We start from the raw sequence: 26958 nt of genomic DNA, 5'->3' as shown, positions 1-26958 counted from the left end.
TATCTAGCTGTCGAACCGAAGGCGCCCATGTTTCAGATACCTCCCAAAGTTCACTGACCTCCGTGCTGATCAATTCATACCATGGCGTATTTCCGCAGCGATAGACAAGCTTGGGCTTGCGCGATCCACCCAATACTCGGAATGTGTATCGCTGCAGATAAGCAACGCCCGATCTGTCCTCCCAATCCAGAAGATACCCACCGTATGGCAGGAGGAAATCTATAACTCGGATCTCCACCGACGCAGGAAAGGCGTCCTGCAGCGCACCAAGGACACCGGCCTCGGCCGGTTCCCGTCCCGCACATTCGCGATCAACGCCGCCTGGCTCGAACTCGCGATGACCGCCGCCGACCTGATCGCCTGGACGCAGACAACCCTTCTCACCGGTGACCTCGCCAAGGCCGAACCGAAAGCCCTGCGCTACCGACTGCTGCACGTCGCCGCCCGGATCACCCGCGGACAACGCAAACACTTCGTCCGGATCGCCGAACACTGGCCCTGGCGACACGACCTCGCAGCCGCATTCGCCCAGCTCGCAGCCTTACCCCAACCGCTACGCACCTGACCAACCCAAACCCCTGACCAACCACCACACGGGACCCGGAGCAGCCGGCACGAGCAAACCGGCAGACCTGCCCTGCCCGCCACTCAAACCCGAACACGAACACGAACAGCCGAAACAACCACCCCGCCGCACGATCAACGGCCTAGTGAAAGACGGAGGCTAGGCCTCCGGCCTGAGTTCCACCACATCTCCGAGACGTTCTGGCCGCTGGGCCGTCGCGCCACGCACGAGTGTTGGGCGTTTACCGCGGCCGGGATCGACAAGGCCGGCGGCGACCAAGACGGCGACCGCACGGTGAGCCGTACTCGCCGCCACGCCGTACCGGGCGGCCAGCTTCGTCTCTGGTGGTAGCCGGTCGCCGGGCGCGAGGATGCCACTATCGATCGCGCCGCGGAGGTCTGCTGCAATTCGTTGGTAGGCCTGGAGATCTTCGTCGATCGCGCTGGGAAGCGTCGTGCCTTTGACTGGCCTGTCGAGTCTCGTCGTTGGTCGCGGAGGCATTCGGCCTGTGATAGGCCCAGAGGCGCGCTGATCGGCTTCTAACACTCTTGCTGTGTAGACCTTGAGGGTCGTGGTGCCACCGCCACCATGACCCAAGCGCGCCGCGACTGTACCCAGTCTGTGGTTTGCGTAGATCAGCTCAGTCGCGTTGTAGTGACGCATGTTCTTGATGGAGGTGTGGATCCCGAGGCGCTTCGCGAGACGCGCATGTCGCTTCGACACAAGCCCTAGATCCCAGGGACGACTCCCATCGGGAACTGGGGAGAACACGTAGCCGGCGGGGTTGAAGTCAACGCCGAGCGCATTGGCGCGTTGGCGGGCGCGAGCTTCAACATCGTCGAGAACCGCATCCGATTCGGGATCCAGGACGAGACCACGCTGTTGATGGGTCTTCGTGTCCTTTTCTGCCAACTTCCCGCCGTCGTCGTAGTACAGCGCTCGCCCAACTCTAAGAACGGACGGCTCACCGGCTCGGCGCTCGCGGTCGCCCCAGCGCAGTGCGCACATCTCGCCGCGTCGACTCCCGGTGGTCGCTTTCAGCCACAGGAAGGATCCCCAATCGGGGTCGTCGTCCCAGGCTGCGAGGATCAGGCTCGAGATCTCCTCGGGCGTGGGCGGCTGTGGGTTCGGTATGGGTAGTGCAGGTTTGTCAGCCTGCTCTGCCGGGTTGACCGAGATCCATTTCCAGACAACCGCCCGGTCGAGCGCCCCGCTGACAATCCAATGGATCTGCCGGATCGTGGACGAGCTCAAACCCTCGCATTTGTGGGGTTTGCACATCCGCCGGCACCGACCGCAGCCCTCGGGATTGTTCCGCGGGCACCGATCGCCCTCATGCTCGTCACACTGGTGTGGCCTGTCAGTCCGGTGCTCGACGTACTTGCGCCCGCGACAGTGAGCGCGGCACGTCCGCAGCATGGAGTAGAAGGAGTCCAAGGTCTCGATATCGAGCCGGGTCAACTGCTGGGTTCCGAGGAGCGGCTTGATGTGGTTCTCGTACTTCGACTTGTAGCCACGCATTGTCTGCGTATCGACGTCGATGACATCGAAGTACTTGGCGATCAGCTGGTCGACTGTTGCGCTGGTCTTCGGGTTGCGCTTCTCGTCGACCTGGTTGAGCAATCTGGTGCGCGCCTGCTCGGCCAGCTTGGCTTGCTTCGGGCCTGGAGGTATCACCTCGGTCAGATCGAGCCGGCGCTTCGAGACTGGGTCGATGCCTGCGTACACACGCACTCGGAGTGCTCCCGATGGGAGCTTATCAATCTGTCCTCTGTGGCGCTGTCGGCCTGGCGATCGGCTGGTCACAGACTCGACCGTAACAGCACTCGCGTCACGAGACGAGTCACGAGCGCCTGATGACGATCTTCAATCCCTTCACGAAATCGCCTCTGACCTGCGGTTTCTTGATGTGGGGCGGGTGGGACTCGAACCCACGACCCAGGGATTATGAGTCCCCTGCTCTAACCGGCTGAGCTACCGCCCCCGCGCGCGGAAGGATGCGCTCGCAGATGGTATCGGGTTTGGTGGCGTTGGGGAGAGAGGGCTTGCTGTACTGCGAGGGGTGGTGGCGGGGAAACCAGGGGCGGGTCAGGGGGATGACGGACCGGGTGTGGGCCTGGGGTGGGGGATGATGGGGGTCAGGTCCTACGAAGGGAAAGTCTGATGGGCTGGTTCATTCTGCTCGTGCTCATTGTGGGCGCGGTGGCGGCGTACAAGTATCGGGTGCCGTTGATCGCGAAGCTGACCGGGCAGCCGCAGCACCGGATTCAGCGGGCTATCGACAAGCGCAAGGAGAACCGCGGCTGACGGGGCCCTGGACGGCGAAAAGGCCGGTTCCTGTGTGGAACCGGCCTTCTTGGTTGCTCCCGCGACTGGACTCGAACCAGTAACCTGCCGGTTAACAGCCGGCTGCTCTGCCAATTGAGCTACGCGGGATCGTTCTACTTCCCTGCCCTCGATCCCCGAAGACCTGAGTAGGTTAGCAGGCGCCCGGCGAACTACAAAAACGGGATTCGCCTGCCCGGACCGGGGGTCTGAGGTCCCTGCCAGGTCAGATTCCGAACTCGTCGCGGACCGCCACGAGAGCCGCCTCGGCGCCGTCGACGACACCCGGCTGATCGGGCTCCAACCCCTTGTCCAGAACGAAATTCCAGAACACCGTGTCGTTCGGGTCGGCCGGGTTGCGGCGGCCGACGATGCGGACGCCCTTCTTGCCGGCCAGCGGGACGTGGCGCTGGATCAGGACACTCGCGTCGATGCGCTCGCGGAGCAGTTGCCCGAAGCGGCCGGGGTCGTCCACCTTGAGCTCGGTGGCACGCAGCGGAGTACCGAAGGCGGTGGTCTCGTAGACGTGCAGGACTGACGCCTCGGAGTCCCAGCCGGCGCGCTCGATCTTCTCCCAGCCGACCCGGCGGACGGCACCCTCCGTGTCGGTCGGGAGATACACCGCCGCACGACCGCCGGCGACCCACTTACCGTCGGTGAGCTGTACTGCGGCCAGGATGTCCTCCTTGCCGCCCGCGGAGTGCCTGGAGGCGACCTGGACCGCCTCGGTGAGCTCCCGCGGCCACGACGTACGACGAAGTTTCAGCACAGCGCCATGATCGCAGCCGGGTCCAAGCGTCAGGCGGCGTACTCCCGCAAACCAATGCGGCACCTCCTTCGGAGCTCGCGGAGGGCCTCGGCCTCCAGGGCGCGAACGCGGTCAGGATCGAGCCGGAGGATCGCCGCGGTCTCCTCGACTGTGGACTCCGCCACACCCCGCAGGCCGAAGCGGAGCCCGAGGATCGCCTGTTTGACGTCGTCCAGGAACTCGAGCTGGTAGTGCAGGTCACGCCGCAGAGCGGCTCGCAGCACGATCGCCTCGTCGTCCACGAGTTGATCGGTCTCGTCCAGATCAAGGGACTCCGGGCGGACCTTCCAGGCGTGGGCGCGTTCGACCCGGGCCACGGTCAGAGAGGCGCCGACGGCCAGTTCGGCGGTTGAAGGCTCGCGGCCCAGCCGTTGAGTGAGCTCGCGCTGTACTGCGGTGATGCGGCCGGCGTCGGTGTACGCCTGGGCCGGCATCCGGACCAGCCGCGACCGGTCGGAGATCGCACGGCCGATGGCTTGGCGGATCCACCAGATTGCGTACGTCGAGAAGCGGTTCCCCAGCCTGTGGTCGAACCGCTCCACCGCCCGCATCAGCCCGAGGTTGCCCTCCTGGATCAGGTCGAGCAGCGAGATCCCCTTGCCGGTGTAGCGCTTGGCGAGTGAGACGACCAGCCGGAGGTTCCCCTCGATCATTCGCTGCCGCGCTGCCTCGCCGAGCAGGACGATCGCCTCCAGGTCCGCGACGCTCGTGGAGGCCGGGGCGTCCAGGTCCGAGATGCTTGGCGGATCCGGAGCATCGAGTAAGCGCTCGGCGGCCAGCAGACCCGCCTCGATCCAGTAAGAAAGCTCGTTGACCTCCTCGACGGTCAGTAGTTCATGACGTCCGATCCCGCGCAGATACGCCACCAGCGCGTTCACATCGGCGGAGTCGCAGTCCAGCTCGGCCATGTCGGTTTCCCCTCTGTCACAAGGGATACTGCCGCGATTCACCCGCCCGGAACGGACGACTTCAGAATCGGTGGACAACCACACCAAGTAACCACCGAGTAACAGAAAGCCTGTGGATGGCCGCCTCGGCAACCACCCGAGATGCCTTACCCTGCCGGCTTGCGAGCCTCGATCAGGAACCGCTCAGTGGTCGCCACGAACGACCCGTCCGCCTCGATCTGCTCGTGCAACGCGCGCAACCGCTCGCCGTACGCCTCGACGGTGAAGCCCGGCACGATCCAGATCACCTTGCGCAGGAAGTGAACGACCGCCGCGATGTCGAAGAACTCGAGCCGCAGACTCTCCGGCCGCAACTCCACCACCTCGAGCCCGACCGCCTCCGCCTGCGAAGCCACCGCCTGAGGATCCCGCTCGACCCCGACAGGCTGCGGACCCATCACGAAGTCGGTCAGCTCCCGCACGCTCCCTGCGCCCACCTGCTGCGAGAGATACGAACCACCAGGCTCCAACACGCGAGCGATCTCGGGCCAGATCGTCACCGTGGGGTGTCGGCTGATGACGAGCTCGAAGGACGAAGAGTCGAACGGGAGATCCTCCCAATCCAACACGGAGACGACCGAGGCGCCGTGCTTGGCGAGGTTGTGGCGGGCGATCTCCAGGTTCGGCGCCCAGGATTCGGTCGCGACAAGCCGCGGCGGCGCCACTGGCACGCCGGCCAACACCTCACCGCCACCGGTCTGCAGGTCGAGCGCCGACTCGACACCCGCCAGCCGCTCACCGATCAACCGCTGATATCCCCAGGACGGCCGCTGCTCGGTCGCGCGCCCCTCGAACCAGGAGACGTTCCACCCCTCGGTCGGTACCGCGTTCCCTTCCGCGACCAGATCCTCGAAGCTGCGCATCAAACCGTCAGATGGCGCCGCTGATGGCTTGTTCGCGGAGTTCGGCGCGGTAGCGCTCGAGCGCGATGAGCTCGCCGAACATGCGGTTGTAGTCGTCGGCCCGGTCGATCGGGTTCGTGCGCTGGAGCTTCGACTTCAGGTCGGCGATGCGGCGCAGGCAGGTGAGCTCCTGCAGCCGAGCGACGTGGGCCCGCGCGTACTGCTCGTCAGGCTCACGCCCGAGCCGCAGCGGATCCACCGCGAGGGCGCTCACCACAGCAGCGGCCGGATCGTTGCCCATGGCCTCCCGTACTGCGACCACCCACGCCTCCCCCGGCGCAGCCAGTGCAGGACCACCCACCTTCGCCATGGCGGTGCGTACTGCGGCCAGCCAGGGATGCGTGAAGTCCTGGTCGTCCAGTTCGTCGAAGGAGGCACCCACCAGCCGCGGGTGCTGCATGAGGATCTTCAGGACGTCCCACTCGATCACGAATCGCTGATCCCGCGGCGACGGCAGGTCCACGCGCGGCGGCGGAGGCGGCTCGGTCGTCACCTGCACCGGCCCACGCTCAGGAGCAGAAGGCGCCGGCGCGGGACGGGAAGCAGCGCGGTGTACTTCGGTCCGGACCTGGTCGACATCCATGCCGAGATGCCCGGCCAGTTCGCGCGTGAACGCGTCCACCTTCGACCGGTCCCGGATCGAGATCACCAGGCGAGCCGCGTCGCGCAGCGCGTCGATCCGCGTGTCCGCCCGATCGAGGTCATACTTCGACAACACGTTGGACAGCACGAACCGGTACAGCGGCACCCGCCGCCCGATCAGTTCGCGAACAGCCGCATCACCCTTCTGCAGCCGCAGGTCGCACGGGTCGAGCCCGTCCGGTTCCACCGCCACGTAAGTCTGCGACGCGAACGCCTGATCACCTTCGAAGGCCTTCAGTGCAGCCCGCTGACCCGCGCTGTCCCCGTCGAAGGTGAAGATCACCTCGCCACGGAACTGGTCGTGGTCCAGCAGCAACTGCCGGAGCACCCGCGCGTGGTCGTCGCCGAACGAAGTACCGCACGTCGCGACAGCGGTCTGTACTCCGGCCAGGTGACACGCCATCACGTCGGTGTAGCCCTCGACCACGACGGCCTGGCGGCCCTTGGCGATCTCCCGGCGCGCGAGATCCACGCCGTAAAGGACCTTGGACTTCTTGTAGATCGCGGTCTCACCCGTGTTGAGGTACTTCGCCTCGATCTTGTCGTCGTCGAACAACCGGCGCGCGCCGAAGCCGATCACGTCGCCGCCGGCATCGCGGATCGGCCACATCAGCCGGCCGCGGAAGCGGTCGTACAGCCCGCGCTGCCCGTCCGCGGAGAGCCCCGCGGCGACGAGTTCGCTGTTGGTGAAGCCGCGGCCGCGCAGGTGTGCGGTCAGCGCCTCGCCACCGCGCGGTGAGAACCCGACGCCGAACAGCACCGCGGCGTCCCGGTCGAAGCCGCGCTTGTCCAGGAACTGCCGGCCGAGCATCGCCTCCGGAGCCCCGAACAGCTGCTCGGCGTAGTACTCCGCGGCGACCCTGTGCGCCTCGACCAGCCGCGGCCGCTGGTTCGGCTGCGACCGCGGCATCGGCGCGCCGGATTCCTCGTAGCGCAGCTGGATGCCGACCTTCGCGGCCAGCGTCTCGACCGCCTCGTGGAAGCTGATCTGGTCGATCTTCTGGATGAAGTCGATGACGTCGCCGCCCTCTTGGCAGCCGAAGCAGTAGAAGAAGCCCCGGGCCGGAGTGACGTTGAACGACGGCGACTTCTCGTCGTGGAACGGGCACAACCCCTTGAGCGACCCACCGCCGGCGTTCTTCAAGGTCACGTACGAGCCGACCACGTCGTCGATCCGAGCACGCTCGCGCACCAGCGCGATGTCCTCTTCCTTGATCCTGCCTGCCACGCGGTGAGTCTACGGTCCAGCCGCAACGATCGGGACCACTGGCCCTACACCTCGGACAGCTCGACCGAGGAATCAGCGAGCCGGGCGGGATCGACCTGTTTCTTGGAGCGGATCAGGTCCTGTACCGCGTCCAGCGAGCCCCAGGTGTTCACGTGCATGCCGGCCAGCACGTGGTTGTCGTCGTCCAGCCAGAACGCCAGGTACGCGCCCGACGCCGGGTCGCCCCGGAGCACCACGTGGTACGACGTGCCGCGCGGTACGTCGCCGGCGTACTCCATGCCCAGGTCGTACTGATCCGTGAAGAAGTACGGGAGCGCGTCCTGGGCCACCTTCTGGCCGAGCATCGCCTTGGCGGCGGTCTTGCCGCTGTCCTTCGCGTTCTGCCAGTGCTCGACGCGGATCGAGTGGCCGAGCAGCGGGTGGTCCCAGCGGACCACGTCACCGGCGGCGTAGACCTCCGGGACCGAGGTGCGCAGGTCCGGCCCGGTGACGATGCCCGAGCCGTCTTCGCGGCTGGCAACCTTGATGCCCGCGGCCTCGGCGAGCTCGGTGTTGGGCTGTACGCCGACCCCGACCACCACCAGGTCTGCCGGGAGCACGTCGCCGGTGGAGGTACGCACCCCGGTCACGTGGTCCTCACCTTCGAAGCTCTCGACGCCGACACCGAAGCGCAGGTCGACGCCGTGCTGACGGTGCAGGTCCGCGTAGAGCTCCCCGACCTGCTCCCCCATCACCGACGCGAGCGCGGTCGACTGCGGCTCGATCACGGTGACCTCGCTGCCACGCTCGCGCGCTGCCGAGGCCGCCTCCAGGCCGATCCACCCGGCGCCGACGACGACCACCCGCGGCTTCGCGGCGTACGCGTCGGTGAGGGCCTTGGACTCCGCCGCTGTCCGCAGGTAGTTGATGCCGGGCAGGTCCGCTCCCGGTACGTCGAGCTTGCGGACGCGGCTGCCGGTGGCGATCAGGAGCTTGTCGTACTCGACCTCGGAGCCGTCCGCGAGTGTCACCCTGCGAGCGCCCGTATCGATCGCGGTCACCTTCGAGCCGAGGCGCAGGTCCACGTTGTTGTCGTCGTACCAGGCGCGGTCGTGGAGCTGAGCGACCTCCGGCTGGTCCTTGCCGAGCAGCACGCCCTTGGACAACGGAGGCCGCTCGTACGGCAGCTCGTTCTCCTCCCCGATCAGCACGATCGGTCCGGTCCAGCCCTCGGTCCGCAGCGTCTCCGCCGCGGTCGCGCCCGCCAGGCTCGCTCCGACGATTACCATCCGCTCTGAGTCGCTCATGGCAAGACATTAATCCTTGAAGCGTCGCCGGGCGCGTTCATCCGGAGATGCGGACGGTAGGAGGCACCACGCGGACGCGCCCGGGCGCGGCGCTGGGGGAACGGATCGTCGAGCTGATCCACGAGCGCGGGCCGGCGCCGGGCCCTCATCCGTACTGCGTCAGCGGGTGACGAGCTGGGCGTGCCAGGCCTGGGCCGAGGGGTCGGTCAAGGAGGCGACCTGGTCGATGATCACGCGGAGCCTGGCGTTGTCGTCGGCCGCCTCGGCGAAGTCGGTGGCGAACGGCAGATCCAGGTGACGCGGCGCCGACTTCCAGAGCGCCTCGACCAGTTCGGTCAGCAGTTCGCGCTGGACCGCCCGGCGGGCCTGCCGCTCCGGGGAGTTCAGCACGTGGAACATGCCGATCCCCTTGAGCAGCGCGATCTCGGTGCGGATCCCGTCCGGCACGATCAGGTCGGCCTCGTAGCGAATCAGCCGGGACCTGCCGAACTGCGCGTGCGTCGCCTGCTCGGCCGCAGTACAGAACCGGCCGATCAGTTGGCTGGTCAGGTCCTTCAGCCCGCCGAGTGAGCGCCGGCTGTCGTCGAAGGCCACCCTCGGCCAGTACGGCAGCCCGGTCAGCCGCCGCCACCCCTCGTCGAGCTCCACATCCGTTGCCTCGGACAAATAAAACCGCCGCACCGTGTCCCAGTACGGCGCCCGCTCGGCGCCGACCTCGTCGAGATCGAGGTGATGGGCAACGATCCCGTCCTCCACGTCGTGCACGGAGTACGCCACGTCGTCCGCGAAGTCCATCACCTGCGCCTCGAGACACCGCCGGTACTGCGGGCCCGGGCCTGCGTCGGAGTCCACGCCGCGGCGCAACCACTCGAACACCTCGGCGTCATCGTCGTACACGCCGAACTTGCGCTCCCCGTCACGCCGGAGCCACGGGTACTTGGTGGCGGCGTCGAGCGTCGCGCGGCTGAGGTTGAGCCCGACGCTGCGGCCGGCCGGGTCGAACGTCTTCGACTCCAGCCGGGTCAGCAGGCGCAAGGTCTGCGCGTTGCCCTCGAAACCGCCGATCTCCTCGGCCAACTGGTCCAGCGCCCGCTCGCCGTTGTGTCCGAAGGGTGGGTGGCCGAGGTCGTGCGCGAGGCAGGCCGCGTCCACGATGTCGGGATCGCAGCCGAGGGTGCTTGCCAGTTCGCGGCCGATCTGGGCGACCTCGAGGCTGTGGGTCAGCCGGTTCCGGACGAAATCGTCGCTGCCGGCCGTGACCACCTGGGTCTTGGCGGCGAGCCGGCGGAGCGCGGCGCTGTGCAGCACGCGGGCACGGTCGCGCGCGAAGGCCGTGCGGCCGGGCCGTTTGACCGGCTCCGCCACCCACCGCTCCGCGTCGTGCTCGTCATACCCCTCATGCTGCTTCCTCATCAGGGCCCACACTAACCACCGCGACCGACACTTTCGCCAACTCCAGTTGGCTTGCGTCCGAAGAACCCTTCAGTTCTCCGGACGCAAGCAGACGGTCAGCCCCAGCCGCCCTGGACCATCGTCTGGAAGTGCCACTCGCCGTCGACCTTGAGCAGCAGGTCGCCGTACCGGATCGGCTGGGTGTGCCCGCCGTACGTCATCGTGCCGTCGGTGATCACGAAGACCAGGCCGGCGGACAGGAAGTGCGGCGTCCGGGTCGTCTCCATCGTGACGTCACCGCCGCCGCCCATCACCTCGGCCATCTGGGCCACGAACCCGGCCCGGTCGAACTGCTCCGCCTTCGCCTGCCCCATGCCGTCGTCGGTCACCTCGTTCAGAGGGAACACGGCCTGGTCGGCCATCCCCTCGTAGTCCTGCGCCGCGGCCAGCCCGTCGTACCGCTCGAACCAGGCCTGGACGCCGGCCAGCTCCGCCGCTTCCGGCACGTACCCGGACGTGCTGGGCATGCTCTGCGTCTCGCTCAAACGAACTCCTCCACACCGTCGAGAACCAAACTTCGTACAGTGTACCCAGTTAGCCGACCCGTTCAAACCTCCGACTTCCGAAGAGCCGGCAGAACGACAAGGGCAGAGGGGTTCAGGCGGTGCAGTAGCGGAGCCAGACGATGCCGCCCTCGAAGGTCTCGCTGTTGGCCAGCCGAAGGTCGAGGCGATCGGCGAACGACCCATGCCACCGGGCCGCCGAGCCGACGACGACCGGATGCACGAGCAGGCTGACCTCATCGATCAGCCCCAGCTCCAGCAGTACTCCGACCAGCGCGCCGCCGCTGTCGACGCGGACGACCTGAGCGCCACGCCGGCCGAGCAACTCGAGGGCCTCGACGAGGTCGACCCGGTCGTAGCCGGTGACGAGTTCCTGGATCTTGCTGTCGGGTTCCCGCGCCGGGGTCTGGTCGGCGTACAGCGCGATCACGTCCGACCAGTAGCCGAGCTCGCGCAGGATCTCCAGGGAGCGGACGCGGTGGCGGCTGTCCACCACCGCGAGCAGCGGACCGGCGGCGCGTGGACCCGGCCGCTCGGCGACGCGGACCGCGCTCTCCTGGGCCAGGATCGTGTCCGCACCGACCAGCGTCACGTCCTCCTGCCACAGCGTCGCCATCGCGTAGAAGCGCGCTTGATCGGTCTCGAACCCGGTTGTCGCACCGTCGATCGAGACCGCCAGATGAGCCACCACATGAGGCCGCATGACTCTGAACCTAGAGATCGCCACCGACAGAAATCTTCCAGAGGACCCTTTGCAGAGGACTCTTGGCAAGTTACCGTGAGGCCATGGACCGACCGATGCGGCGGATCGACGCGCGCAGCCTCCGCGGACTCGCTCATCCCCTGCGCATGCAGATCCTGGAGTTGCTGGAGCTCGACGGGCCGGCCACCTCGACCGGTCTGTCGGCGCGGCTCGGCGAGAGCACGGGCACGATCAGCTGGCACCTGCGGCTGCTCGCGGAGCACGGCTATATCGAGGAAGAGGTCGACCGCGGGACCAAGCGCGAGCGCTGGTGGCGGGTGCCGCAGGGGCAGACCGTGCTGAACCCGGCCGACTTCCGCGACGACCCGGAGACCAGCGGGGCGCTGAAGGTCTACCTGCGGCACCTGGTGGAGCAGTACTTCGAGCGCGTTCGGCGGTATGTGGCTGAGGACTGGCCCGGCGAGTGGCAGCACGCGGCGGCACTCTCCGACTGGCGAGACCTCAAGCTCACCCCGGAGCAACTGATCGCCCTCAACGACGACCTCACCGCGGTCATCGACCGCCATACCGAGCAGAACAAGACGACCCTTGCGGAAAAGACCGGGGACGAGCGGGCTATGCCTGTGGTGGTGCAGTTGCAGTCGTTCCCGCGGCGGCGGCAGTGAGTCTGCTGGTCCGGCATCGCGACTTCCGGTTGCTGTGGACGGGTGAGACGGTCAGCAGGTTCGGCAGCGCGGTGTCCACCGTCGCACTCCCGCTGATCGCCGTATCGGTGCTACAGGCGACAACCTTCGAGGTCGGACTGCTGAGCGCCGCGGCCTGGCTGCCGTGGCTCGTCATCGGCCTGCCGGTCGGCGCCTGGGTCGACCGCCTCCCCCGCCGCCCGCTCATGCAGCTCGCCTCGGCGGCCTCGCTGCTCCTCTTCGCCTCTATCCCCCTCGCAGCCGGTGCAGACCTGCTCACAATCCAGCTATTACTGGCGATCGCGGTCCTGACAGGCGTCGCGGCCATGCTCTTCCAGACCGCCTACACCGCCTACCTCCCCACCCTCCTCGACCCACACGACCAGGCCGAAGGCAACGCGAAGCTCCACGGCAGCGCGTCCGCCGCGCAGCTCGCCGGAGTCGGCTGCGGCGGCCTCATCGTCCAGCTGACCGGAGCCGTCAACGGCATGCTCGTCGACGCCTCGACCTTCCTCATCGCCTTGCTGTGCCTGACCCTGATCCGCCACCGAGAGCCAGCCGTCCACACGGCGAACCACCCAGCCCTGGCCAAGGAGGTCCTCGCCGGACTTCGGCTGGTCGCCGGTGACGTCTGGCTCCGCACCCTGACGATCTTCGGCGGCGTCTCGAATCTCGCACTGATGGGCTACCAGTCGATCATCGTGGTCTTCCTGGTCCGCGAGGTCGGCGTCTCGGCCGGGGTCGTCGGTGCGATGATCGCCGTCGCCAGTAGCGGTGGAGTAGCCGGCGCCTTCGCAGCCCGCCGCGTCGCCGCCAGAGTCGGTACTGCGCGCGCCACCCTCCTGTTCGAGCTGATCCTCCCGACCGCGGCACTCCTGATTCCCCTGACCAGCAAGGGAGCGGGACTCACCCTCTACATGGTTGGCGGATTCTGCATCGGAGTCGGGGTGGTCGGCGGCAACACGATCAAGGCGACCTTCCACCAGTCCTACTGCCCACCCGAACTCCGCGGCCGACTAGCAGCGAGCGCGTCGTTCCTCAACTTCGGCACGATCCCCCTCGGCGCCGTGCTCGGCGGCACGCTGGGCGAAGTACTGGGCCTCCGTACGGCGCTGTGGATCACCACCGCAGGTGTTCCACTGGCCGGTCTGATCCTGCTCTTCTCCCCGATCAGGGGAACGCGGGATCTACCCGATCACCACGGCAGCGCAGTACCGGAGGTGGCTGCGGCTTCGAGTCGGGCACGGATGGACTGACGCGCCTGGGCATAGACCCGGCCGTCGCCGTCCCGCAGGAGCGACGCCATGTTCGCGGAGTCGTAGAAGGCGTTGAGCTCGAAGGCCAGCTGCACCGGATCGGCTGCGAGCTCGCCGCGATCGACCGCTTCGGTGATCGTCTGCTCGACGAGCTGGATCCACTCACGGTTCACCTCGGCCAGGAAGTCGTGCACCGGGCCGCGGCGTGCGCCGTACTCGTGTGAGGCCTTGGCGAAGAAGCAGCCGCCCGGGAAGACTCGGCGCTTCGAGTACTCGAGCCAGCTCTCGCTCAACGCCCAGACCCGGCCGAGGCCAGGCTCGACCGCGAAGGCGGGCTCGACGACGGAGGTCGCGTAGATCCGCCGGGCCGCGCGGATGGTCGCCAGCTGCAGCTCCTCCTTGGAGCCGAAGTGCGCGAACAGGCCGCTCTTGCTGATCTCCAGCTCCTTGGCGAGCCGGCCGATCGATAGCCCTTCGAGGCCGTCCACCGAGGCGATGTCGACCGCCTTCCGCAGCACAGCCCGCCGCGTCTGGTCACCCCGCACCAGCCGTCCGTCGACACGCGTCTCCACTGCCACCTCCTGTTCGGGCGATCTTAGTTCGGTTGACGGGAGCACCGACACAAACTAATAATACGATCGTTCGTATAGTTTCCAAAGAGCTTCCACAGCCGTCAGGAACGGACCTCATGACCTCAGTGCTGAGCGACCTCGACCCCCGCACCCTCGACCTGTCCGCCACGTCCCTCTGCCTGACCGCGGTCACCGCTGTCCGGCCGGACCAGCTCGATCTGCCCACGCCCTGTTCGGAGTGGAATCTGGGCGAGCTGATCGCTCACCTCGTCGCGGAGAACCGCGGCTTCGCGGCGAACGCGACCGGCGTGATCGATCGCGTCGCCTGGAAGCCCGGGCCACCCGACGAGATCACGCTGGCGAAGTTCCCGGCCACGGTCGAGAAGGTCACCGCGGCCTTCGCGGAGTACGCCGTACTGGAGCGGCCGGTGGAGATTCGGGAGTTCGGGGTGTTCCCCGGCCGGGTCGCCGTGGCGGTGCACTTCGTCGACTATCTGGTGCACGCGTGGGACGTCGCGCGAGCGATCGGACGGCCCGACCCCATTCCCGACGAACTGGCCGATGCCGCCCTGCGGTTGAGCCCGTTGTTTCCGGTCGAACGATCCGCGGGCGGCGCGTTCGCGGCCGTAGTACCGGTGGATGCGGACGCTTCGGCCAGCGAGCGGCTGCTCGGGCTGGTCGGGCGCGACCCGAAGTGGAGCGCGCGATGATCCTCGAGATGGTGCGAGCGAGCTTGAAGGTGTTGCCGCCGACGATCGCGGGACGGGTCGCGTTCGAGCTGTGGCGGCGGCCGTTCAAGCGCGGCCAGGTGCGCGAGAGCGAACGCGAGGTCCACGAGGCAGCCACGGTCGAGGTGGTCGATGGAGTCGTCACCTACGCGTGGGGCGACGGCGCCCGGCCGGTCCTGCTCGTGCACGGCTGGCGCTCCCGCGCATCCCGGTTCCACAAGTTCGTGACGCGCCTGGTCGAGCTCGGCTACAGCCCGGTCTCGTACGACGCACCCGGGCACGGCGACTCCCCCGGCCCGGCCGGCACGATCCTCGACCACCAGCGGATCATCCGGCGTCTGCAGGACCGGCACGGACCGTTCGAGGGCGCGATCGCACACTCCCTCGGCGTGCCCTTCGCCTTGTACGCGATCCGCGAGGGTGTCTCTGTCGAGCGCGTGGTGACGATCAGCGGCCTCGCCGACTTCGGCTATCTCACCGACGCCTTCTGCCGGGAGCTCGGACTCGGAGCCAAGGCGAACGCATCGCTGCGGCGCTCGATCGAGCGCCGGCTGTTCGACGGGGACGACGGGATCTGGACCAGGTACTCCGTGGCCGCGGGCGACGTCGACCTGCTGGCGATCCACAACGACGAGGACGAGGTCGTGGATCCGAAGCAGGCGCCGCTGCTCCTGGCGGCGTACGGGCCGAGGGCGCGGTTCCGGCAGACGAACGGCCTCGGCCATCGCCGGATCATGGTCGATCCGGACGTGATCGCCGAGGCCGTCGCCTTCGTCAGCAGCTCAGATGTCGCGGAACGTCTCGATCTGGGCGCCTAGCGAGTTGAGCCGGGTGGCGAGTTCCTCGTAGCCGCGGTTGATCACGTAGACGGACCGCAGTACCGAGGTGCCCTTGGCCGCCATCATCGCGATCAGGGTGACCACCGCGGGCCGCAGCGCCGGCGGGCACATGATCTCGGCGCCGGACCAGTGCGTCGGGCCCTCGACCATCACCCGGTGCGGGTCGAGCAGCTTGACCCGGCCGCCGAGCTTGTTCAGGTCGGTCAGGTAGATCGCGCGGTTCTCGTAGACCCAGTCGTGGATCAGCGTCTGCCCGGTCGCCGACGCCGCGATCACCGCGAAGAACGGCAGGTTGTCGATGTTCAGGCCGGGGAACGGCATCGGGTGGATCTTGTCGATCGGCGCGTGCAGGTTCGACGGCCGGGTGGTCAGGTCGACCAGCCGGGTCCGGCCGTTCTCGGCCAGGTACTCGTCGGAGCGGCTGTAGTCCAGGCCCATCTCCTCGAGCAGCGCCAGCTCGATCTCGAGGAACTCCACCGGCGCGCGCCGGATGGTGACCTCGGAGCCGGTCACGATCGCGGCGGTGAGCAGGCTCATCGCCTCGATCGGGTCCTCCGACGGGGCGTAGTCGACGTCCACGTCGATCTCCGGCTTGCCGTGCACGGTCAGCGTGGTGCTGCCGACGCCGTCGATCTTCACGCCGAGCAGGTCCAGGTAGAAGCAGAGGTCCTGGACCATGTAGTTCGAGCTGGCGTTGCGGATCACGGTGACGCCGTCGTGCCGGGCCGCGGCCATGATCGCGTTCTCGGTCACGGTGTCGCCGCGCTCGGTCAGCACGATCGGCTTGCCAGGCGTGACGGCCCGGTTCACCAGCGCGTGGTACTCGCCGCCGGTCGCCTTGATGTCCAGGCCGAACGGGCGCAGCGCGGACATGTGCGGCTCGACCGTGCGGGTGCCGAGGTCGCAGCCCCCGGCGTACGGAAGCTGGAAGGTGTCCTCGCGGTGCAGCAGCGGGCCGAGGAACATGATGATGCTGCGGGTACGGCGGGCCGCCTCGGCGTCCATCGCGGCCAGGTTCAGGTGCTCAGGCGGCACGATCTCCAGGTCGCCGGCGTCGTTCAGCCAGGTGGTGCGGACACCGATCGAGTTCAGCACCTCGAGCAGCCGGTTGACCTCCTCGATCCGGGCGACCTTGCGCAGCGTGGTCCGGCCCTTGTTCAGCAGCGACGCGCACAGCAGCGCGACGCCGGCGTTCTTGCTGGACTTCACGTCGATCGATCCGGACAGCCGGCGTCCGCCCACCACACGGAGGTGGACCGGACCGCCACCGAGAGAGACAATTTCGGAGTCGAGTGCCTCGCCGATCCGGGCGAGCATCTCGAGAGTGAGGTTCTGATGACCCTTTTCGATCCGGTTCACCGCGCTCTGACTGGTGCCGAGCACATCGGCGAGCTGGGTCTGCGTCCAGCCGCGGTGCTTACGGGCGTCCCGGATGAGATTGCCGATCCGGCTCAGGTAGTCGTCAGTCATGCGCCGCACGTTATCTCACATGTGAGATATCGCTTCATCGACCCGCCGCTCACAGCGTAGCCAATGTCACGCCGCACCGACCGGCCGCCCCCGGCCACACCGCAGCCCCCTACAGTAGACGCCACCCCGCCCCGCCCGGAGAGGACCAGCAGATGCCCGACGACGTCGGCACCTCGTCAGGGGTGACCGAGTTCGAGGCGGAGTCCTGGCCGCTGGAGGCCGCGGCCGACGGCCTTGCCCAGGTCATCGACGGATTCCAGAACGGCGACACCCGGCCGCTGGTGATCGGCGACGGCGACCAGCCGGTGCTCGTGGTGCTGGCAGTCGCGGACCTGGCCGACTTCCGCGCCCGGATCGCCGACCTGCTCGGCAATCCGGTCGACGCGGGCTGGCTGCGGTACTACCTGCGCTCGAACTTCGACATGAGCTCCGAGACGCTGGTCGAGCAACTGGGCGTCGACACCGACCACGGGCTCTCCTCGCTCGCGAGTCAGGTGAACGTCGAGCAGGCCGCGGTACTGCTGCCCGACCATCTACGCCGGACCGAGGCGGGCGGCAACCCGCTGATGCTGATCGGCGACGGGATGCTCGCCACCGCCGCGCTGATCGCCTTCCCGGCCTTCTCCGTGCTGCTGGCGATGGAGAACGAGGGCAAGACCGACGACGACTCCTGCGCGTACGACGAGGAGGAGAAGCCGACCACCCCGCTGGAGGTGCTGGCCGAGCGGCTCGGGCCGATCTCCACCCAGCTCGTCGCGAAGATCAACGCCGGCCGCGAGCCCGGGCTGCCGCGATTCGACCTGCACTTCGAGGACGACCTGGTCGAGCACCTCCGCGATCTCGAGAAGCGCGCCCAGGCTGCTCCCGGCGGCGGGGCGTACGACGAGCTGAGCGATCTGCTGCACTCGTTCGACCAGATGCGCAGCGGGGAACTCGTGGAAGAGGACGAGGTGCCCCACGAGGCGCCGTACATCGAGATGTCCGATCTGGCGGCCGCGCTGCCGCTGGTGCGGGACGCGTTCCGCGACGGCGCCGACGATCCGTACCTGATCGGCGTCGACGGGAGCCCGTTCGCCGGGCTGATCTCCTACGACCTGTACGAGATGCTGCAGCAGGTCTCGGTGGACCTGGACGGCACCGACGAAGCGCCGGTGCTGCCGCTCCCCTACCCGCTGTGGGAGAGCGGCCCGCAGGTGCGGACCTTCGAGGCAGCGCTCGAGGTCTGCGGCTCGGTGCTCGAGGACATCTCCAGAGGCGACGGGTCGATGCTGTTCGTAGCCGACGACGAGGGCGATGCCGAGATGGTGCTCGCGCCGCTGGTCTGGCTGTGGGCCTACGTCGACTTCCTCGACCTGGAACCGACCGAGGTCTGACCTCGGGCCGTTGGGCCCCCTATACGGGCTTGACCGGAAAGAGCGGCTGCCACTCCTGCAGCGACGCGATCTCGTAGACGTCGGCCGGCGTGTAGGGGTCGTTGGCCAGGATCTCGCGGAGCTCGGCCTCGTCGGCGACGTCGTAGATCAGCAGCGCACCGCTCTGGTCGGCGAAAGGCCCTGCGGTGAGGAGCTTCCCGGCCTCCCGCAACTTGGTCAGGTACTCCCGGTGGGCCGGGCGGACCTGCAGCCGCCGGTCGGTGTCGGTGAAGGTCAATTGCAGTGCGAAGAGAGCCATGCCGTCGACCTTATAAGGGGAGGCTCGTGGCTCGCGACGAGAAGTTTGGTGCGGGAAGGGAGTCACGAGCCGCCACAGCGGCTGGTTCAGGTCAGACCCGAAAGTCGACGAGTGATCGCCCTTCCCGCTCGGATATCTTGACCACTCAATCAGCTGGATGCAAGAGGTTGGTTAAGGAGATTTGCTGCAGACAGTTGAGTAAGGTAACGCTTCGTGATCGAGCCTCCCACCGCGTCGATGCGAGCGCTGATACAGCCGTACAGTCTGTCACGAGCCTCATCTGTCAAGGCTCGATGTCCCGAGTACGACGACAGCAGATCGAGGTACTCCGCGGTCGTGTAGCGCCGTTCCCACTCGTAACGGCGGAACTCCACCGGCCCGAACCGGCCGCTCGCGTCGAATTCCGCCGAGTCCGTCGGGATGGCGTCCGCCGGAAGCAGGCCCTCGCCGGGAGGGTCCGGGTTGAACCGCTGGTAGCAGTCCTCGAAGTCGACGAACAGCTGGTGGCTGCCGCCGGCGATGTGCTCGGTCGAGATCACTGCGAGCATCCCGCCCGGGCCTAGTGCGTCGGCTGCCTTCTGCACTCGGATGTCCGGGTCGATCCAGTGGAACGCCGTCGCCGAGAACACCAGGTCGAACTTCTCCGGCGGCAACTCCCAGCTCTCGAAGTCCGCTGTGATCACCTCCAGGCCCGGGAGCTTGGCTCGCGCGACCCGGGCCAGGTCCGGGCTCAGCTCGACCGCCTTGACGGACCAGCCGCGCTTGAGCATCGGTGCGGTCGCCTGGCCGGTGCCCGGGCCGATCTCCAGCACCCTCGGCCGGGTCGGATTCCCGAGCAGCCAGGCGAGGTCGTCGTACAACTTGTGGGGGTAGGTCGGCCGGACCCGGTCGTACAGTTCCGCGTCCTCGCCGAAGGTCTTGCGCAACTCCTGCCGGCTCATGGGGTGGACGCTAGTGCATGACGGCCTGAGAGCTCGATGAATTTGGTGCTGAACTGAGACGGACCTCGGACCCCAACGCGGGACCTCGGACACACACAGCCTGTCCCAACTCCCCGCGAGGTGTTCCCGCTCCCCTGGCAACTGCACGCCATCCGGGCTCGGCCGGCGATCGGCCTGCCCGATGACGGGCTGTTCGGCGGCTGCCACCTTGCAAGCCGCCAGCCGGCCCACAACCTGCCAGCGCCAAGCCCGAGTCCAAGCCCGAGTCCGTGCCCCCGGAATCGGCGGAAATCACCACGCACGGGCGACAACCGACCCCGGGGAGCCTGTCGCGTACCGAAGGACAGGACGTAGTCGCCGAACAGACCACCCCGGCGAGCAACCCACGCCTGGGACCTCAGCGATCGGCGCGGTACTGCCTGTCGCTCGGTACACCCCGCCCCGGAAACACCACCCGACCCACCCCGCATCACCGACCTGGGCGCTGCGGTTCGTCCGCCGCCCGGGACCCGGCGGCCACGCGGCGAATCCCGCGGCCCTCCCCCCCCGGAGCACTCCACCCGATCCGGCTCAGACCTCCCCGCGGGATCCGCGTAGCTGCGTCCTTCCCTGGTCGGGCTGGGGTGCGTCAAGAGTCGAGCTTGCTCGATCCCGAAGGGACGCCGAAGGCGCTCTTGACGCACACCAGCACGACTAGCACACTCACGCAGCGGAGACCGCGAACCACCCCCGCCTATGCCTGGCGAACCACCCGTCCGACGTAGCGACTCCCCGGCCCGACCGATGATCGGACCGGGGCAGCCAGCGATCGCTTAGAGCAGGGTGGCCCGGCCGGCTTCCAGGCGCGCCACCGGGATCCGGAACGGCGAGCAGGAGACGTAGTCCAGGCCCACCTCGTGGAAGAAGTGGATGCTGTCCGGGTCGCCGCCGTGCTCGCCGCAGATGCCGAGCTTGAGGTCGGGCTTGGCCGCGCGACCACGCTCGGCCCCGGTCCGGACCAGCGCGCCGACGCCTTCCCGGTCGATCGACTCGAACGGCGAGACCGCGAAGATGCCCTTCTCCAGGTAGCGGGAGAAGAACGCGCCCTCCACGTCGTCCCGGCTGAAGCCCCAGGTGGTCTGGGTCAGGTCGTTGGTGCCGAAGGAGAAGAAGTCGGCCGCCTCGGCGATCTGGTCCGCGATCACCGCGGCGCGCGGAAGTTCGATCATCGTCCCGATCGGCGTCTTCCACTCCACCCCGCGAGAGCCGTCGGCCTCCGTCGACCGGTCGACCTCGGCGAGGACCGCGTTCACCTCGTCGCGGGCCAGTTGGAGCTCCTGGACCGCGCCGACCAGCGGGATCATGATCTCGGGCCGCGGATCCTTGCCCTGCTTGCGCAACTCTGCCGCCGCCGAGGCGATCGCCCGGACCTGCATCGCGAACAGCCCCGGCACGACCAGGCCGAGCCGCACGCCGCGCAGACCGAGCATCGGGTTCTGCTCGTGCAGCCGCTCGACCGCGGCCAGCAGAGTCTTGTTGCGGCCCGGATCCTCGCCGCGCTCCTCGGCGATCGCCACCTTGACCGCGAGCTCCTCCATCGAAGGCAGGAACTCGTGCAGCGGCGGGTCGATCAGCCGGATCGTCACCGGCAGCCCGTCCATCGCCGTCAGCAGCTCCAGGAAGTCCCCACGCTGGAGGGGTTCCAGCTCGGCCAGCGCCGCCTCGCGCTCCTCGGCGTCGTCGGCCAGGATCAGCCGCTCGACCGCTTCGCGCCGCTCCCCCAGGAACATGTGCTCGGTCCGGCACAGACCGATGCCCTCGGCACCGAACCGCCGAGCCCTGCTCGCGTCGTCGGCAGTGTCCGCATTCGTCCGTACGCCGAGCCGCCGGATCTCGTCGGCGTGGGTGATCAGCCGGTGCACCGCGGCCACCAGCTCATCACCGGCATCGGGAGCCAGCGAGCCCTCGAAGTACTGCACCACCGGGGACGGAACCACCGGGACCTCGCCGAGGAACACCTCGCCGGTGGTCCCGTCGATGGAGATCACGTCACCCGCGTTGATCGTCGTACCGTTGACGAGGATCTTGCCGGCGGCTACCTCGACGTCGAGCTCCTCGGCCCCGCAGACACAGGTCTTTCCCATGCCTCGGGCAACTACCGCCGCGTGCGAGGTCTTGCCGCCGCGACTGGTCAGGATGCCCTGGGCGGCGATCATGCCGTGCAGGTCGTCCGGGTTCGTCTCGCGCCGGACCAGGATCACCTTCTCGCCCCGGTCGGCGGCCTCGACCGCGGCGGCGGAGGTGAAGACGACCTTGCCGGAGGCGGCGCCTGGGGAGGCCCCGATCGCCTTGGTGACCAGGTCGGTCTCCGCGTCGCTGTCGAACCGCGGGAACATCAACTGGGCGAGCTGGGCGCCCTTGACCCGGCGCAGCGCCTCGTCGATGTCGATCATGCCCTCGTCGATCAGGCTGGTCGCGATCCGGAAGGCGGCGCCCGCGGTCCGCTTGCCGACGCGGGTCTGCAGCATCCAGAGCTTGCCGCGCTCGACGGTGAACTCGATGTCGCACAGGTCGCGGTAGTGGCCTTCCAGCTTGGCCATGATCGCCATCAGGTCGTCGTACGACGTCTTGTCCAGCTGCTCCAGCTCGGCCAGCGGGACCGTGTTGCGGATGCCGGCGACGACGTCCTCGCCCTGCGCGTTCTGCAGGTAGTCGCCGTACACGCCGGGCTGGCCGCTGGACGGGTCGCGGGTGAAGGCGACGCCGGTGCCGGAGTCCATCCCGAGGTTGCCGAACACCATCGAGCAGATGTTCACCGCCGTGCCGAGGTCGGTGGCGATCCGCTCCTGACGGCGGTAGAGGACGGCGCGCTCGGCGTTCCAGGAACCGAAGACCGCCTCGATCGCGAGGTCCATCTGCTCGCGCGGGTCCTGCGGGAACTCACGGCCGGTGTGCTCCTGGACGGCGGCCTTGAAGGTCTCCACCAGGGCCTTGAGATCGTCGGCGTCGAGGTCCAGGTCGTTGTTCGTGCCCTTGGCCTTCTTGGCCGCCTCGATCGCGTCCTCGAAGACGTCGCCGTCCATGTCGAGCACGGTCTTGCCGAACATCTGGATCAGCCGGCGGTAGGCGTCCCAGGCGAACCGCGGGTTGCCGGACTGGTGCGCGAGGCCGTTCACGGAGTCGTCGTTCAGGCCGACGTTGAGCACCGTCTCCATCATGCCGGGCATCGACGCGGCAGCGCCGGAGCGGACCGACACGAGCAGCGGGTCGTCCGCCTGGCCCAGCTTCTTGCCCAGCTTCTGCTGCAGCGAGTCGACGTGGTGATCGATCTCGTCGGCCAGTTCGGGCGGCACCGAGCCTGTCGCCAGGAACACCTTGCAGGCCTCGGTGGAGATGGTGAAACCGGGCGGCACGGGCAGGTCGAGATTGGTCATCTCGGCGAGATTTGCCCCTTTGCCGCCGAGCAACTCCTTCATGTCTTTGTTGCCTTCGGCGAAGTCGTAGACGAGTTTCGGCACGGTGACTCCCTGAGGATGTGGGCGGCGAGTGGTCGCTCAGTCCGGTCGCGGCATGGTGACCGCTGGCCCGACGACTCCGGTGGCGAGGGACGTCTTTTCAGAGTAAGCCCAAAAACCAGTCCAGTTGAACACTGGTCTCACGACGAGATGGTGACACTGCCCACATGTCGATGGCCGGAAAACCCTTACCTCGTTGACAACCATGGACAACGGGAGGTTTTTCCGAGGAAACGCAAAAGCAGGGAGTAACCCACCTTCGAGATGGGTACTCCCTGCCGGATGAGCACCTGGCAGAGCCCGCGGCGGGTCGTTCCGGAGCCCGCCGCGGGACCTCGTCAGAGCCTGCGACGAGTCCTCAGATAGTCGCCGACGACGGCCGCGCCGAGGCCGTCCGGGTCGGGCGCGAGCACCCGTCCGCCACTGCGCCGGGCGAGCAGATCGACGAAGGCCGTCAGCCGCGGATCGTCCCCGAGCCGGAACACCGTCAGGGATGCGCCGAGCTTGGCCAGCCGGTCCACCTCGGCGACGGTCTTGCGCAGCGTCGCCGGCCGCGGCGGGTAGTCGAACTCGGCCGTGCCGTCCGGTTCGAGGTGAGCCGTCGGCTCCCCGTCGGTGACCATCAGGACCACCGGCTGGGCGTCCGGGTGACGCCGCAGGTGCCGGCCCGCGAGCAGCAACGCGTGGTGCGCGTTCGTGCCCTGCTCCCAGGTGCCTTCCATGCCGATCAGCTGCGGCAGTTCCACCACCTCGGCGTACCTGCCGAAGGTGATGAGCTGTAGGGCGTCGTTGCGGTAGCGGGTCGAGATCAGCTGGTGCAGGGCGAGCGCGGTCCGCTTCATCGGCAGCCAGCGTCCCTCCTGGACCATCGACCAGGAGGTGTCCACCAGCAGTGCCACGGCGGCCCGGGCCCGGTGCTCTGTCTCGGCGATCTCCACATCGGCCACGTCGAGCTTCACCGAGCCACCTCGCCCGGCGCCCGCAGTACGCAGTACTGCGTTGCGAATCGTGCGCGGCACGTCCCACGGCTGGGTGTCGCCGAACTGCCAGGCCCGGCTGGACCCACTCAGCTCGCCGGCTGCTCCGGCCGAGGCTGCGTCGCGTTCACCGGACTGGCCGCGAGCCGTCCGGAGTAGGTCGGCGAGCGCTGTCTGTCCGAGCTGGCGCAACGCCTTCGGGGACAACTGCAGCGTGCCGTCGGGCGCACGCTCCAGCAGACCCTGGTCGCGCAACTGCCGTTCGAGCTCGGACAACCGCTTGGCGTCGACCGTCGCCTCGTCGCCCAGCTGGCGGGTGAGCGCGTCCAGGTCGATGTCCTCGAGCCTGGCACCCGGGTACGACTGGGCCAGCTGCTCGGCCAGCGCGTCCAGCTCCGCCAGATCGGACATGGCCCGAGCACCTTCGGCGAGACCGAGCGGGTCGTCGCCACTCATCCGCTCGGACCCGGACCAGTCTTCGCCCGGCCTGAGCGCCTGGAGCTGGGCATCCAGGTTGGCCAGCTGCTGCGACAGCTGCGGGTTGCCGAACGCCTGCTGCGAGAGCTGGGCAAGCTCAGCTCGCTGCTCTGCGGTCATCGAGTTGAGCATCCGCTGCGCGGCTGCCGCTCGTGCGGCCAGTACGTCGATCAGCTCGTCGACGCTGCGCGGGTTCTCCGGGAAGAACTCGCCGTGCTTCGCCATGAACTCGTTGAACAGCTCGTCGATCTGCGGATGACCCTGCGCATGGGCGGACAGCAGCGCGTTGAGGTCGGACAACATCTCGTTGATCCGCTCGATATCCTCCGGCGTCGTGTTCTGCAGGGCCTCCTTCATGCCCTCGAAGCGCGACCCGAGCAGCTCCCGGCCGAGCGTCTCCCGGATCTCCTCGTACTTCTGCCGGGCCTCCTCCGACTGCCAGTCGTAGTTGGCCAGCTCCCGTACCGCGGCCGCCGTACCGGCGGGAAGCGCGTCGAGCTGCGCCTCCCGGAACCGGGCATCGTCGGACGGGTTCGGGAACAGCTCACGCCGCTCGGCCTCGAGTGCCTCGTCGAGCAGCCGCTGCACGTCCCGCAGCGTGCCGTCGAGGTTGTGGCGTCGCTGGATCTCGCGACGTCGCTCCCACAACCTGCGGGTCAGGTCGTCGAGGCCCTGGGTGTTGCGGGTGCCGCGCCGGAGCAACTCCTCCAGCGCGGACCTGGGTGACGACCCGGCCATCACGTCCCGGCCGAGCTCGTCCAGTGCGTCCCGGAGATCCACCGGCGGCGCCAGCGGATCCGGCCCTTCGTGCCACGGGCCGTAGGACCAGCCTTCGGGTATCGCGGCGGTCATGTCAGATCCCGTAGATCGTGGTGTCGTCGTCGGCGTCCTTGGCCAATCGCTTGGACAGGTAGAGCGCCTCCAAGGCGAGCTCGACCGCGGCTGCGATCCTGCCTGGCGAGTCGTCCGGCTCGACACCTGCGCGGGCTGCCACGTCGTGGAGGACGGGGAGCTCGGGAAGGGCCGAGAGCACGTCGCGGCCAGGGATCCGCTCGCCCGTGGTGACAAGGTGGCCGTTGGCAACGGCATCCGCGAGCGGGGTCAGGTCGAGCCCGGCGAACCGCTCGCGCGCGGTGTCGGCGACGGACCTGCGCAGGAGGTACTCGAGCAGCTCGGTCTCGCGCCCCTCCTCCCCCGGCTCGAACTCGAGCTTGCCCCGCAGTACGGCGGGAACCGCGCCGAGGTCGACCGGCCGGGCGACGGCAGGCTGCTCACCGGTGATCGCGCTGCGGCGGAGCGCGGCGGCTGCGACCGTCTCGGCGGCGGCGACCGCGAACCGGGCCGAGACACCCGAGCGCTGGTCGATCGCGTTCGACTCGCGCAGATGCCGGACGAACCGGGCGAGCACCTCGAGCAGTGGTTCGCCGACCTCGGCGGTGAGGTGGCTCTCCTGCCGGACGACGTCCACCTCGGCGTCGATGTCCAGCGGGTAGTGGGTCCGCACCTCGGCGCCGAAGCGGTCCTTCAGCGGGGTGATGATGCGGCCTCGGTTGGTGTAGTCCTCCGGGTTGGCCGTTGCCACCAGCAACACGTCGAGCGGCAGCCGGAGGGTGTACCCGCGGACCTGGATGTCGCGCTCCTCCATCACGTTGAGCAGCGCGACCTGGATCCGCTCGGCGAGGTCCGGCAGCTCGTTGATGGCGACGATGCCGCGGTGCGCCCGCGGTACCAGCCCGAAGTGGATCGTCTCCGGGTCACCCAGGCTGCGCCCCTCGGCCACCTTCACCGGGTCGACGTCACCGATCAGGTCCCCGACGGAGGTGTCGGGCGTCGCGAGCTTCTCGGCGTACCGGAGGCTGCGGTGCAGCCAGGCGACCGGCAGATCGTCACCGAGCTCGCCCGCGCGACGCTTCGACGCCGGCGTGATCGGCTCCAGCGGGTGCTCGGGCAACTCGGCGCCCTCGATCACCGGCGTCCACTCGTCGAGCAGGCCGACCAGGGTGCGCAGCAGGCGCGTCTTGCCCTGACCACGCTCACCGAGCAGTACTACGTCATGCCCCGCGAGCAGGGCGCGTTCCAGTTGGGGGATAACAGTGCGGGAGAACCCGACGATGCCGGGCCAGGGATCACGGCCGGCGCGCAACTCGGTCAACAGGTTGTCGCGGATCTCGGCCTTGATCGTGCGGGGAAGGAATCCGGCGGCGCGAAGCTCACCAGCCTTACGAGGAAGCTCAACAGGTGCACTAGTCACCCTGCAGACGTTAGCTCGCCCACCCCAACCCCCACACGCAATATCTCACCCCCTGTCGGCTCCGCCGACCCCTGCCGCACAACTAGCCGAACGCCTGGGCGACCGCCGCTCACTAGCCGGTTGTTCGACCGCTGACCACTTGTAGAGCCTGTTGGGGAATGGTTTTGGCTGGCGGAGGTCAGGGGTGTTGGTGGGGCTGTGGGTGTTGGGGCCCTGGGGCCGGGGCCTGCACCCTGGG

23 protein-coding genes and 2 tRNA genes are annotated in these 26958 nt (G+C 68.2%); 7 read left to right on the top strand and 18 right to left on the bottom strand.

The features are described from left to right. The first annotated feature begins 7 nt into the window (after positions 1–7). Positions 8–565, top strand: coding sequence for a transposase (locus EV644_RS48225; protein ID WP_199240257.1), 558 nt, complete (start codon positions 8–10; stop codon positions 563–565). 159 nt (positions 566–724) lie between these two features. On the opposite strand, the gene EV644_RS38360 is transcribed toward EV644_RS48225, so the two are convergent. Further along, on the bottom strand, positions 725–2299 hold the full coding sequence (locus EV644_RS38360) for a site-specific integrase (protein WP_132195443.1): 1575 nt from the start codon (positions 2297–2299) through the stop codon (positions 725–727). 176 nt (positions 2300–2475) lie between these two features. Beyond that, a tRNA-Ile gene (locus EV644_RS38355) sits at positions 2476–2549 on the bottom strand. Between the two features lie 179 nt (positions 2550–2728). Between EV644_RS38355 and EV644_RS45695 the strand changes: the two genes are divergently transcribed. Next, on the top strand, positions 2729–2872 hold the full coding sequence (locus EV644_RS45695) for a hypothetical protein (RefSeq protein ID WP_199234819.1): 144 nt from the start codon (positions 2729–2731) through the stop codon (positions 2870–2872). Positions 2873–2928: 56 nt separating this feature from the next. Here EV644_RS45695 and EV644_RS38350 read toward each other — a convergent pair. The 9 genes from EV644_RS38350 to EV644_RS38310 all read right to left on the bottom strand — a co-directional run bounded on the left by EV644_RS38350 (position 2929) and on the right by EV644_RS38310 (position 11361). Further along, a tRNA-Asn gene (locus EV644_RS38350) sits at positions 2929–3001 on the bottom strand. A 115-nt stretch (positions 3002–3116) separates the two neighbouring features. Then, complete coding sequence (locus EV644_RS38345) at positions 3117–3659, bottom strand: hypothetical protein (protein WP_132195441.1); 543 nt, start codon at positions 3657–3659, stop codon at positions 3117–3119. A 29-nt stretch (positions 3660–3688) separates the two neighbouring features. Beyond that, positions 3689–4606: a sigma-70 family RNA polymerase sigma factor gene (locus EV644_RS38340; RefSeq protein ID WP_132195439.1), complete on the bottom strand. Its 918-nt coding sequence runs from the start codon at positions 4604–4606 to the stop codon at positions 3689–3691. Between the two features lie 146 nt (positions 4607–4752). Then, positions 4753–5508, bottom strand: a complete 756-nt coding sequence (locus EV644_RS38335) for a class I SAM-dependent methyltransferase (RefSeq protein ID WP_132195437.1) — start codon at positions 5506–5508, stop codon at positions 4753–4755. A 7-nt stretch (positions 5509–5515) separates the two neighbouring features. Next, positions 5516–7417: a DNA primase gene (gene dnaG / locus EV644_RS38330; RefSeq protein ID WP_132195435.1), complete on the bottom strand. Its 1902-nt coding sequence runs from the start codon at positions 7415–7417 to the stop codon at positions 5516–5518. 44 nt (positions 7418–7461) lie between these two features. After that, positions 7462–8703 carry an NAD(P)/FAD-dependent oxidoreductase gene (locus EV644_RS38325; protein ID WP_132195433.1) on the bottom strand — a complete coding sequence of 414 codons (1242 nt, stop codon included), beginning with the start codon at positions 8701–8703 and terminating at the stop codon, positions 7462–7464. 159 nt (positions 8704–8862) lie between these two features. After that, positions 8863–10116, bottom strand: coding sequence for a deoxyguanosinetriphosphate triphosphohydrolase (locus tag EV644_RS38320; protein WP_132195431.1), 1254 nt, complete (start codon positions 10114–10116; stop codon positions 8863–8865). 95 nt (positions 10117–10211) lie between these two features. Further along, entirely contained in the window at positions 10212–10640 is a 429-nt protein-coding gene (locus tag EV644_RS38315; RefSeq protein ID WP_199240245.1) for a nuclear transport factor 2 family protein, read from the bottom strand. 112 nt (positions 10641–10752) lie between these two features. Next, positions 10753–11361, bottom strand: coding sequence for a dihydrofolate reductase family protein (locus tag EV644_RS38310; protein WP_132195429.1), 609 nt, complete (start codon positions 11359–11361; stop codon positions 10753–10755). A gap of 83 nt (positions 11362–11444) precedes the next feature. Between EV644_RS38310 and EV644_RS38305 the strand changes: the two genes are divergently transcribed. Both EV644_RS38305 and EV644_RS38300 read left to right on the top strand, forming a co-directional pair. Further along, complete coding sequence (locus EV644_RS38305; protein WP_132195427.1) at positions 11445–12026, top strand: ArsR/SmtB family transcription factor; 582 nt, start codon at positions 11445–11447, stop codon at positions 12024–12026. Continuing rightward, the gene (locus tag EV644_RS38300) at positions 12023–13300 is read left to right on the top strand and encodes an MFS transporter (RefSeq protein ID WP_132195425.1); all 1278 of its coding nucleotides are present in this window, start codon (positions 12023–12025) and stop codon (positions 13298–13300) included. The genes EV644_RS38305 and EV644_RS38300 overlap by 4 nt, the downstream gene beginning before the upstream one ends. Here EV644_RS38300 and EV644_RS38295 read toward each other — a convergent pair. Beyond that, complete coding sequence (locus tag EV644_RS38295; RefSeq protein WP_132195423.1) at positions 13240–13872, bottom strand: TetR/AcrR family transcriptional regulator; 633 nt, start codon at positions 13870–13872, stop codon at positions 13240–13242. The two genes, EV644_RS38300 and EV644_RS38295, sit on opposite strands and share 61 nt — an antisense overlap. A gap of 116 nt (positions 13873–13988) precedes the next feature. Between EV644_RS38295 and EV644_RS38290 the strand changes: the two genes are divergently transcribed. Then, a complete protein-coding gene (locus EV644_RS38290) occupies positions 13989–14582 on the top strand; it encodes a TIGR03086 family metal-binding protein (protein ID WP_132195421.1) in 594 nt (197 codons plus the stop codon). Then, positions 14579–15418, top strand: a complete 840-nt coding sequence (locus tag EV644_RS38285) for an alpha/beta hydrolase (RefSeq protein ID WP_132195419.1) — start codon at positions 14579–14581, stop codon at positions 15416–15418. Before EV644_RS38290 ends, EV644_RS38285 begins: the two co-directional genes overlap by 4 nt. Here the strand turns inward: EV644_RS38285 and EV644_RS38280 are convergent. Continuing rightward, the gene (locus EV644_RS38280; RefSeq protein ID WP_132195417.1) at positions 15383–16909 is read right to left on the bottom strand and encodes a helix-turn-helix domain-containing protein; all 1527 of its coding nucleotides are present in this window, start codon (positions 16907–16909) and stop codon (positions 15383–15385) included. The two genes, EV644_RS38285 and EV644_RS38280, sit on opposite strands and share 36 nt — an antisense overlap. 152 nt (positions 16910–17061) lie before the next feature. Between EV644_RS38280 and EV644_RS38275 the strand changes: the two genes are divergently transcribed. Then, entirely contained in the window at positions 17062–18282 is a 1221-nt protein-coding gene (locus EV644_RS38275; protein ID WP_132195415.1) for a hypothetical protein, read from the top strand. Between the two features lie 19 nt (positions 18283–18301). Here the strand turns inward: EV644_RS38275 and EV644_RS38270 are convergent, their stop codons facing one another. The 5 genes from EV644_RS38270 to EV644_RS38250 form a co-directional block, all read right to left on the bottom strand. After that, on the bottom strand, positions 18302–18580 hold the full coding sequence (locus EV644_RS38270) for a YciI family protein (protein WP_132195413.1): 279 nt from the start codon (positions 18578–18580) through the stop codon (positions 18302–18304). A 149-nt stretch (positions 18581–18729) separates the two neighbouring features. Beyond that, positions 18730–19521, bottom strand: coding sequence for a class I SAM-dependent methyltransferase (locus EV644_RS38265; RefSeq protein ID WP_132195411.1), 792 nt, complete (start codon positions 19519–19521; stop codon positions 18730–18732). Between the two features lie 812 nt (positions 19522–20333). After that, positions 20334–22976 carry a pyruvate, phosphate dikinase gene (gene ppdK / locus EV644_RS38260; protein WP_241999325.1) on the bottom strand — a complete coding sequence of 881 codons (2643 nt, stop codon included), beginning with the start codon at positions 22974–22976 and terminating at the stop codon, positions 20334–20336. Positions 22977–23353: 377 nt separating this feature from the next. After that, entirely contained in the window at positions 23354–25321 is a 1968-nt protein-coding gene (locus tag EV644_RS38255) for a vWA domain-containing protein (protein ID WP_132195407.1), read from the bottom strand. A 1-nt stretch (position 25322) separates the two neighbouring features. Beyond that, positions 25323–26720, bottom strand: coding sequence for an ATP-binding protein (locus EV644_RS38250; protein WP_132195405.1), 1398 nt, complete (start codon positions 26718–26720; stop codon positions 25323–25325). Between the last annotated feature and the right edge of the window lie 238 nt (positions 26721–26958).

The organism is Kribbella orskensis, assembly GCF_004342085.1.
GTDB classification, from domain to species: domain Bacteria; phylum Actinomycetota; class Actinomycetes; order Propionibacteriales; family Kribbellaceae; genus Kribbella; species Kribbella orskensis.
This window is presented reverse-complemented; position numbering and strand designations above follow the sequence as displayed.

Coding starts and splice junctions, on each gene's coding strand:
- EV644_RS45695 (WP_199234819.1), top strand. CDS start 2,729: ATGGGCTGGTTCATTCTGCTCGTGCTCATTGTGGGCGCGGTGGCGGCG.
- EV644_RS38340 (WP_132195439.1), bottom strand. CDS start 4,606: ATGGCCGAGCTGGACTGCGACTCCGCCGATGTGAACGCGCTGGTGGCG.
- EV644_RS38335 (WP_132195437.1), bottom strand. CDS start 5,508: ATGCGCAGCTTCGAGGATCTGGTCGCGGAAGGGAACGCGGTACCGACC.
- EV644_RS38325 (WP_132195433.1), bottom strand. CDS start 8,703: ATGAGCGACTCAGAGCGGATGGTAATCGTCGGAGCGAGCCTGGCGGGC.
- EV644_RS38320 (WP_132195431.1), bottom strand. CDS start 10,116: ATGAGGAAGCAGCATGAGGGGTATGACGAGCACGACGCGGAGCGGTGG.
- EV644_RS38310 (WP_132195429.1), bottom strand. CDS start 11,361: ATGCGGCCTCATGTGGTGGCTCATCTGGCGGTCTCGATCGACGGTGCG.
- EV644_RS38305 (WP_132195427.1), top strand. CDS start 11,445: ATGGACCGACCGATGCGGCGGATCGACGCGCGCAGCCTCCGCGGACTC.
- EV644_RS38290 (WP_132195421.1), top strand. CDS start 13,989: ATGACCTCAGTGCTGAGCGACCTCGACCCCCGCACCCTCGACCTGTCC.
- EV644_RS38285 (WP_132195419.1), top strand. CDS start 14,579: ATGATCCTCGAGATGGTGCGAGCGAGCTTGAAGGTGTTGCCGCCGACG.
- EV644_RS38280 (WP_132195417.1), bottom strand. CDS start 16,909: ATGACTGACGACTACCTGAGCCGGATCGGCAATCTCATCCGGGACGCC.
- EV644_RS38275 (WP_132195415.1), top strand. CDS start 17,062: ATGCCCGACGACGTCGGCACCTCGTCAGGGGTGACCGAGTTCGAGGCG.
- EV644_RS38270 (WP_132195413.1), bottom strand. CDS start 18,580: ATGGCTCTCTTCGCACTGCAATTGACCTTCACCGACACCGACCGGCGG.
- EV644_RS38265 (WP_132195411.1), bottom strand. CDS start 19,521: ATGAGCCGGCAGGAGTTGCGCAAGACCTTCGGCGAGGACGCGGAACTG.
- ppdK (WP_241999325.1), bottom strand. CDS start 22,976: ATGAAGGAGTTGCTCGGCGGCAAAGGGGCAAATCTCGCCGAGATGACC.
- EV644_RS38255 (WP_132195407.1), bottom strand. CDS start 25,321: ATGACCGCCGCGATACCCGAAGGCTGGTCCTACGGCCCGTGGCACGAA.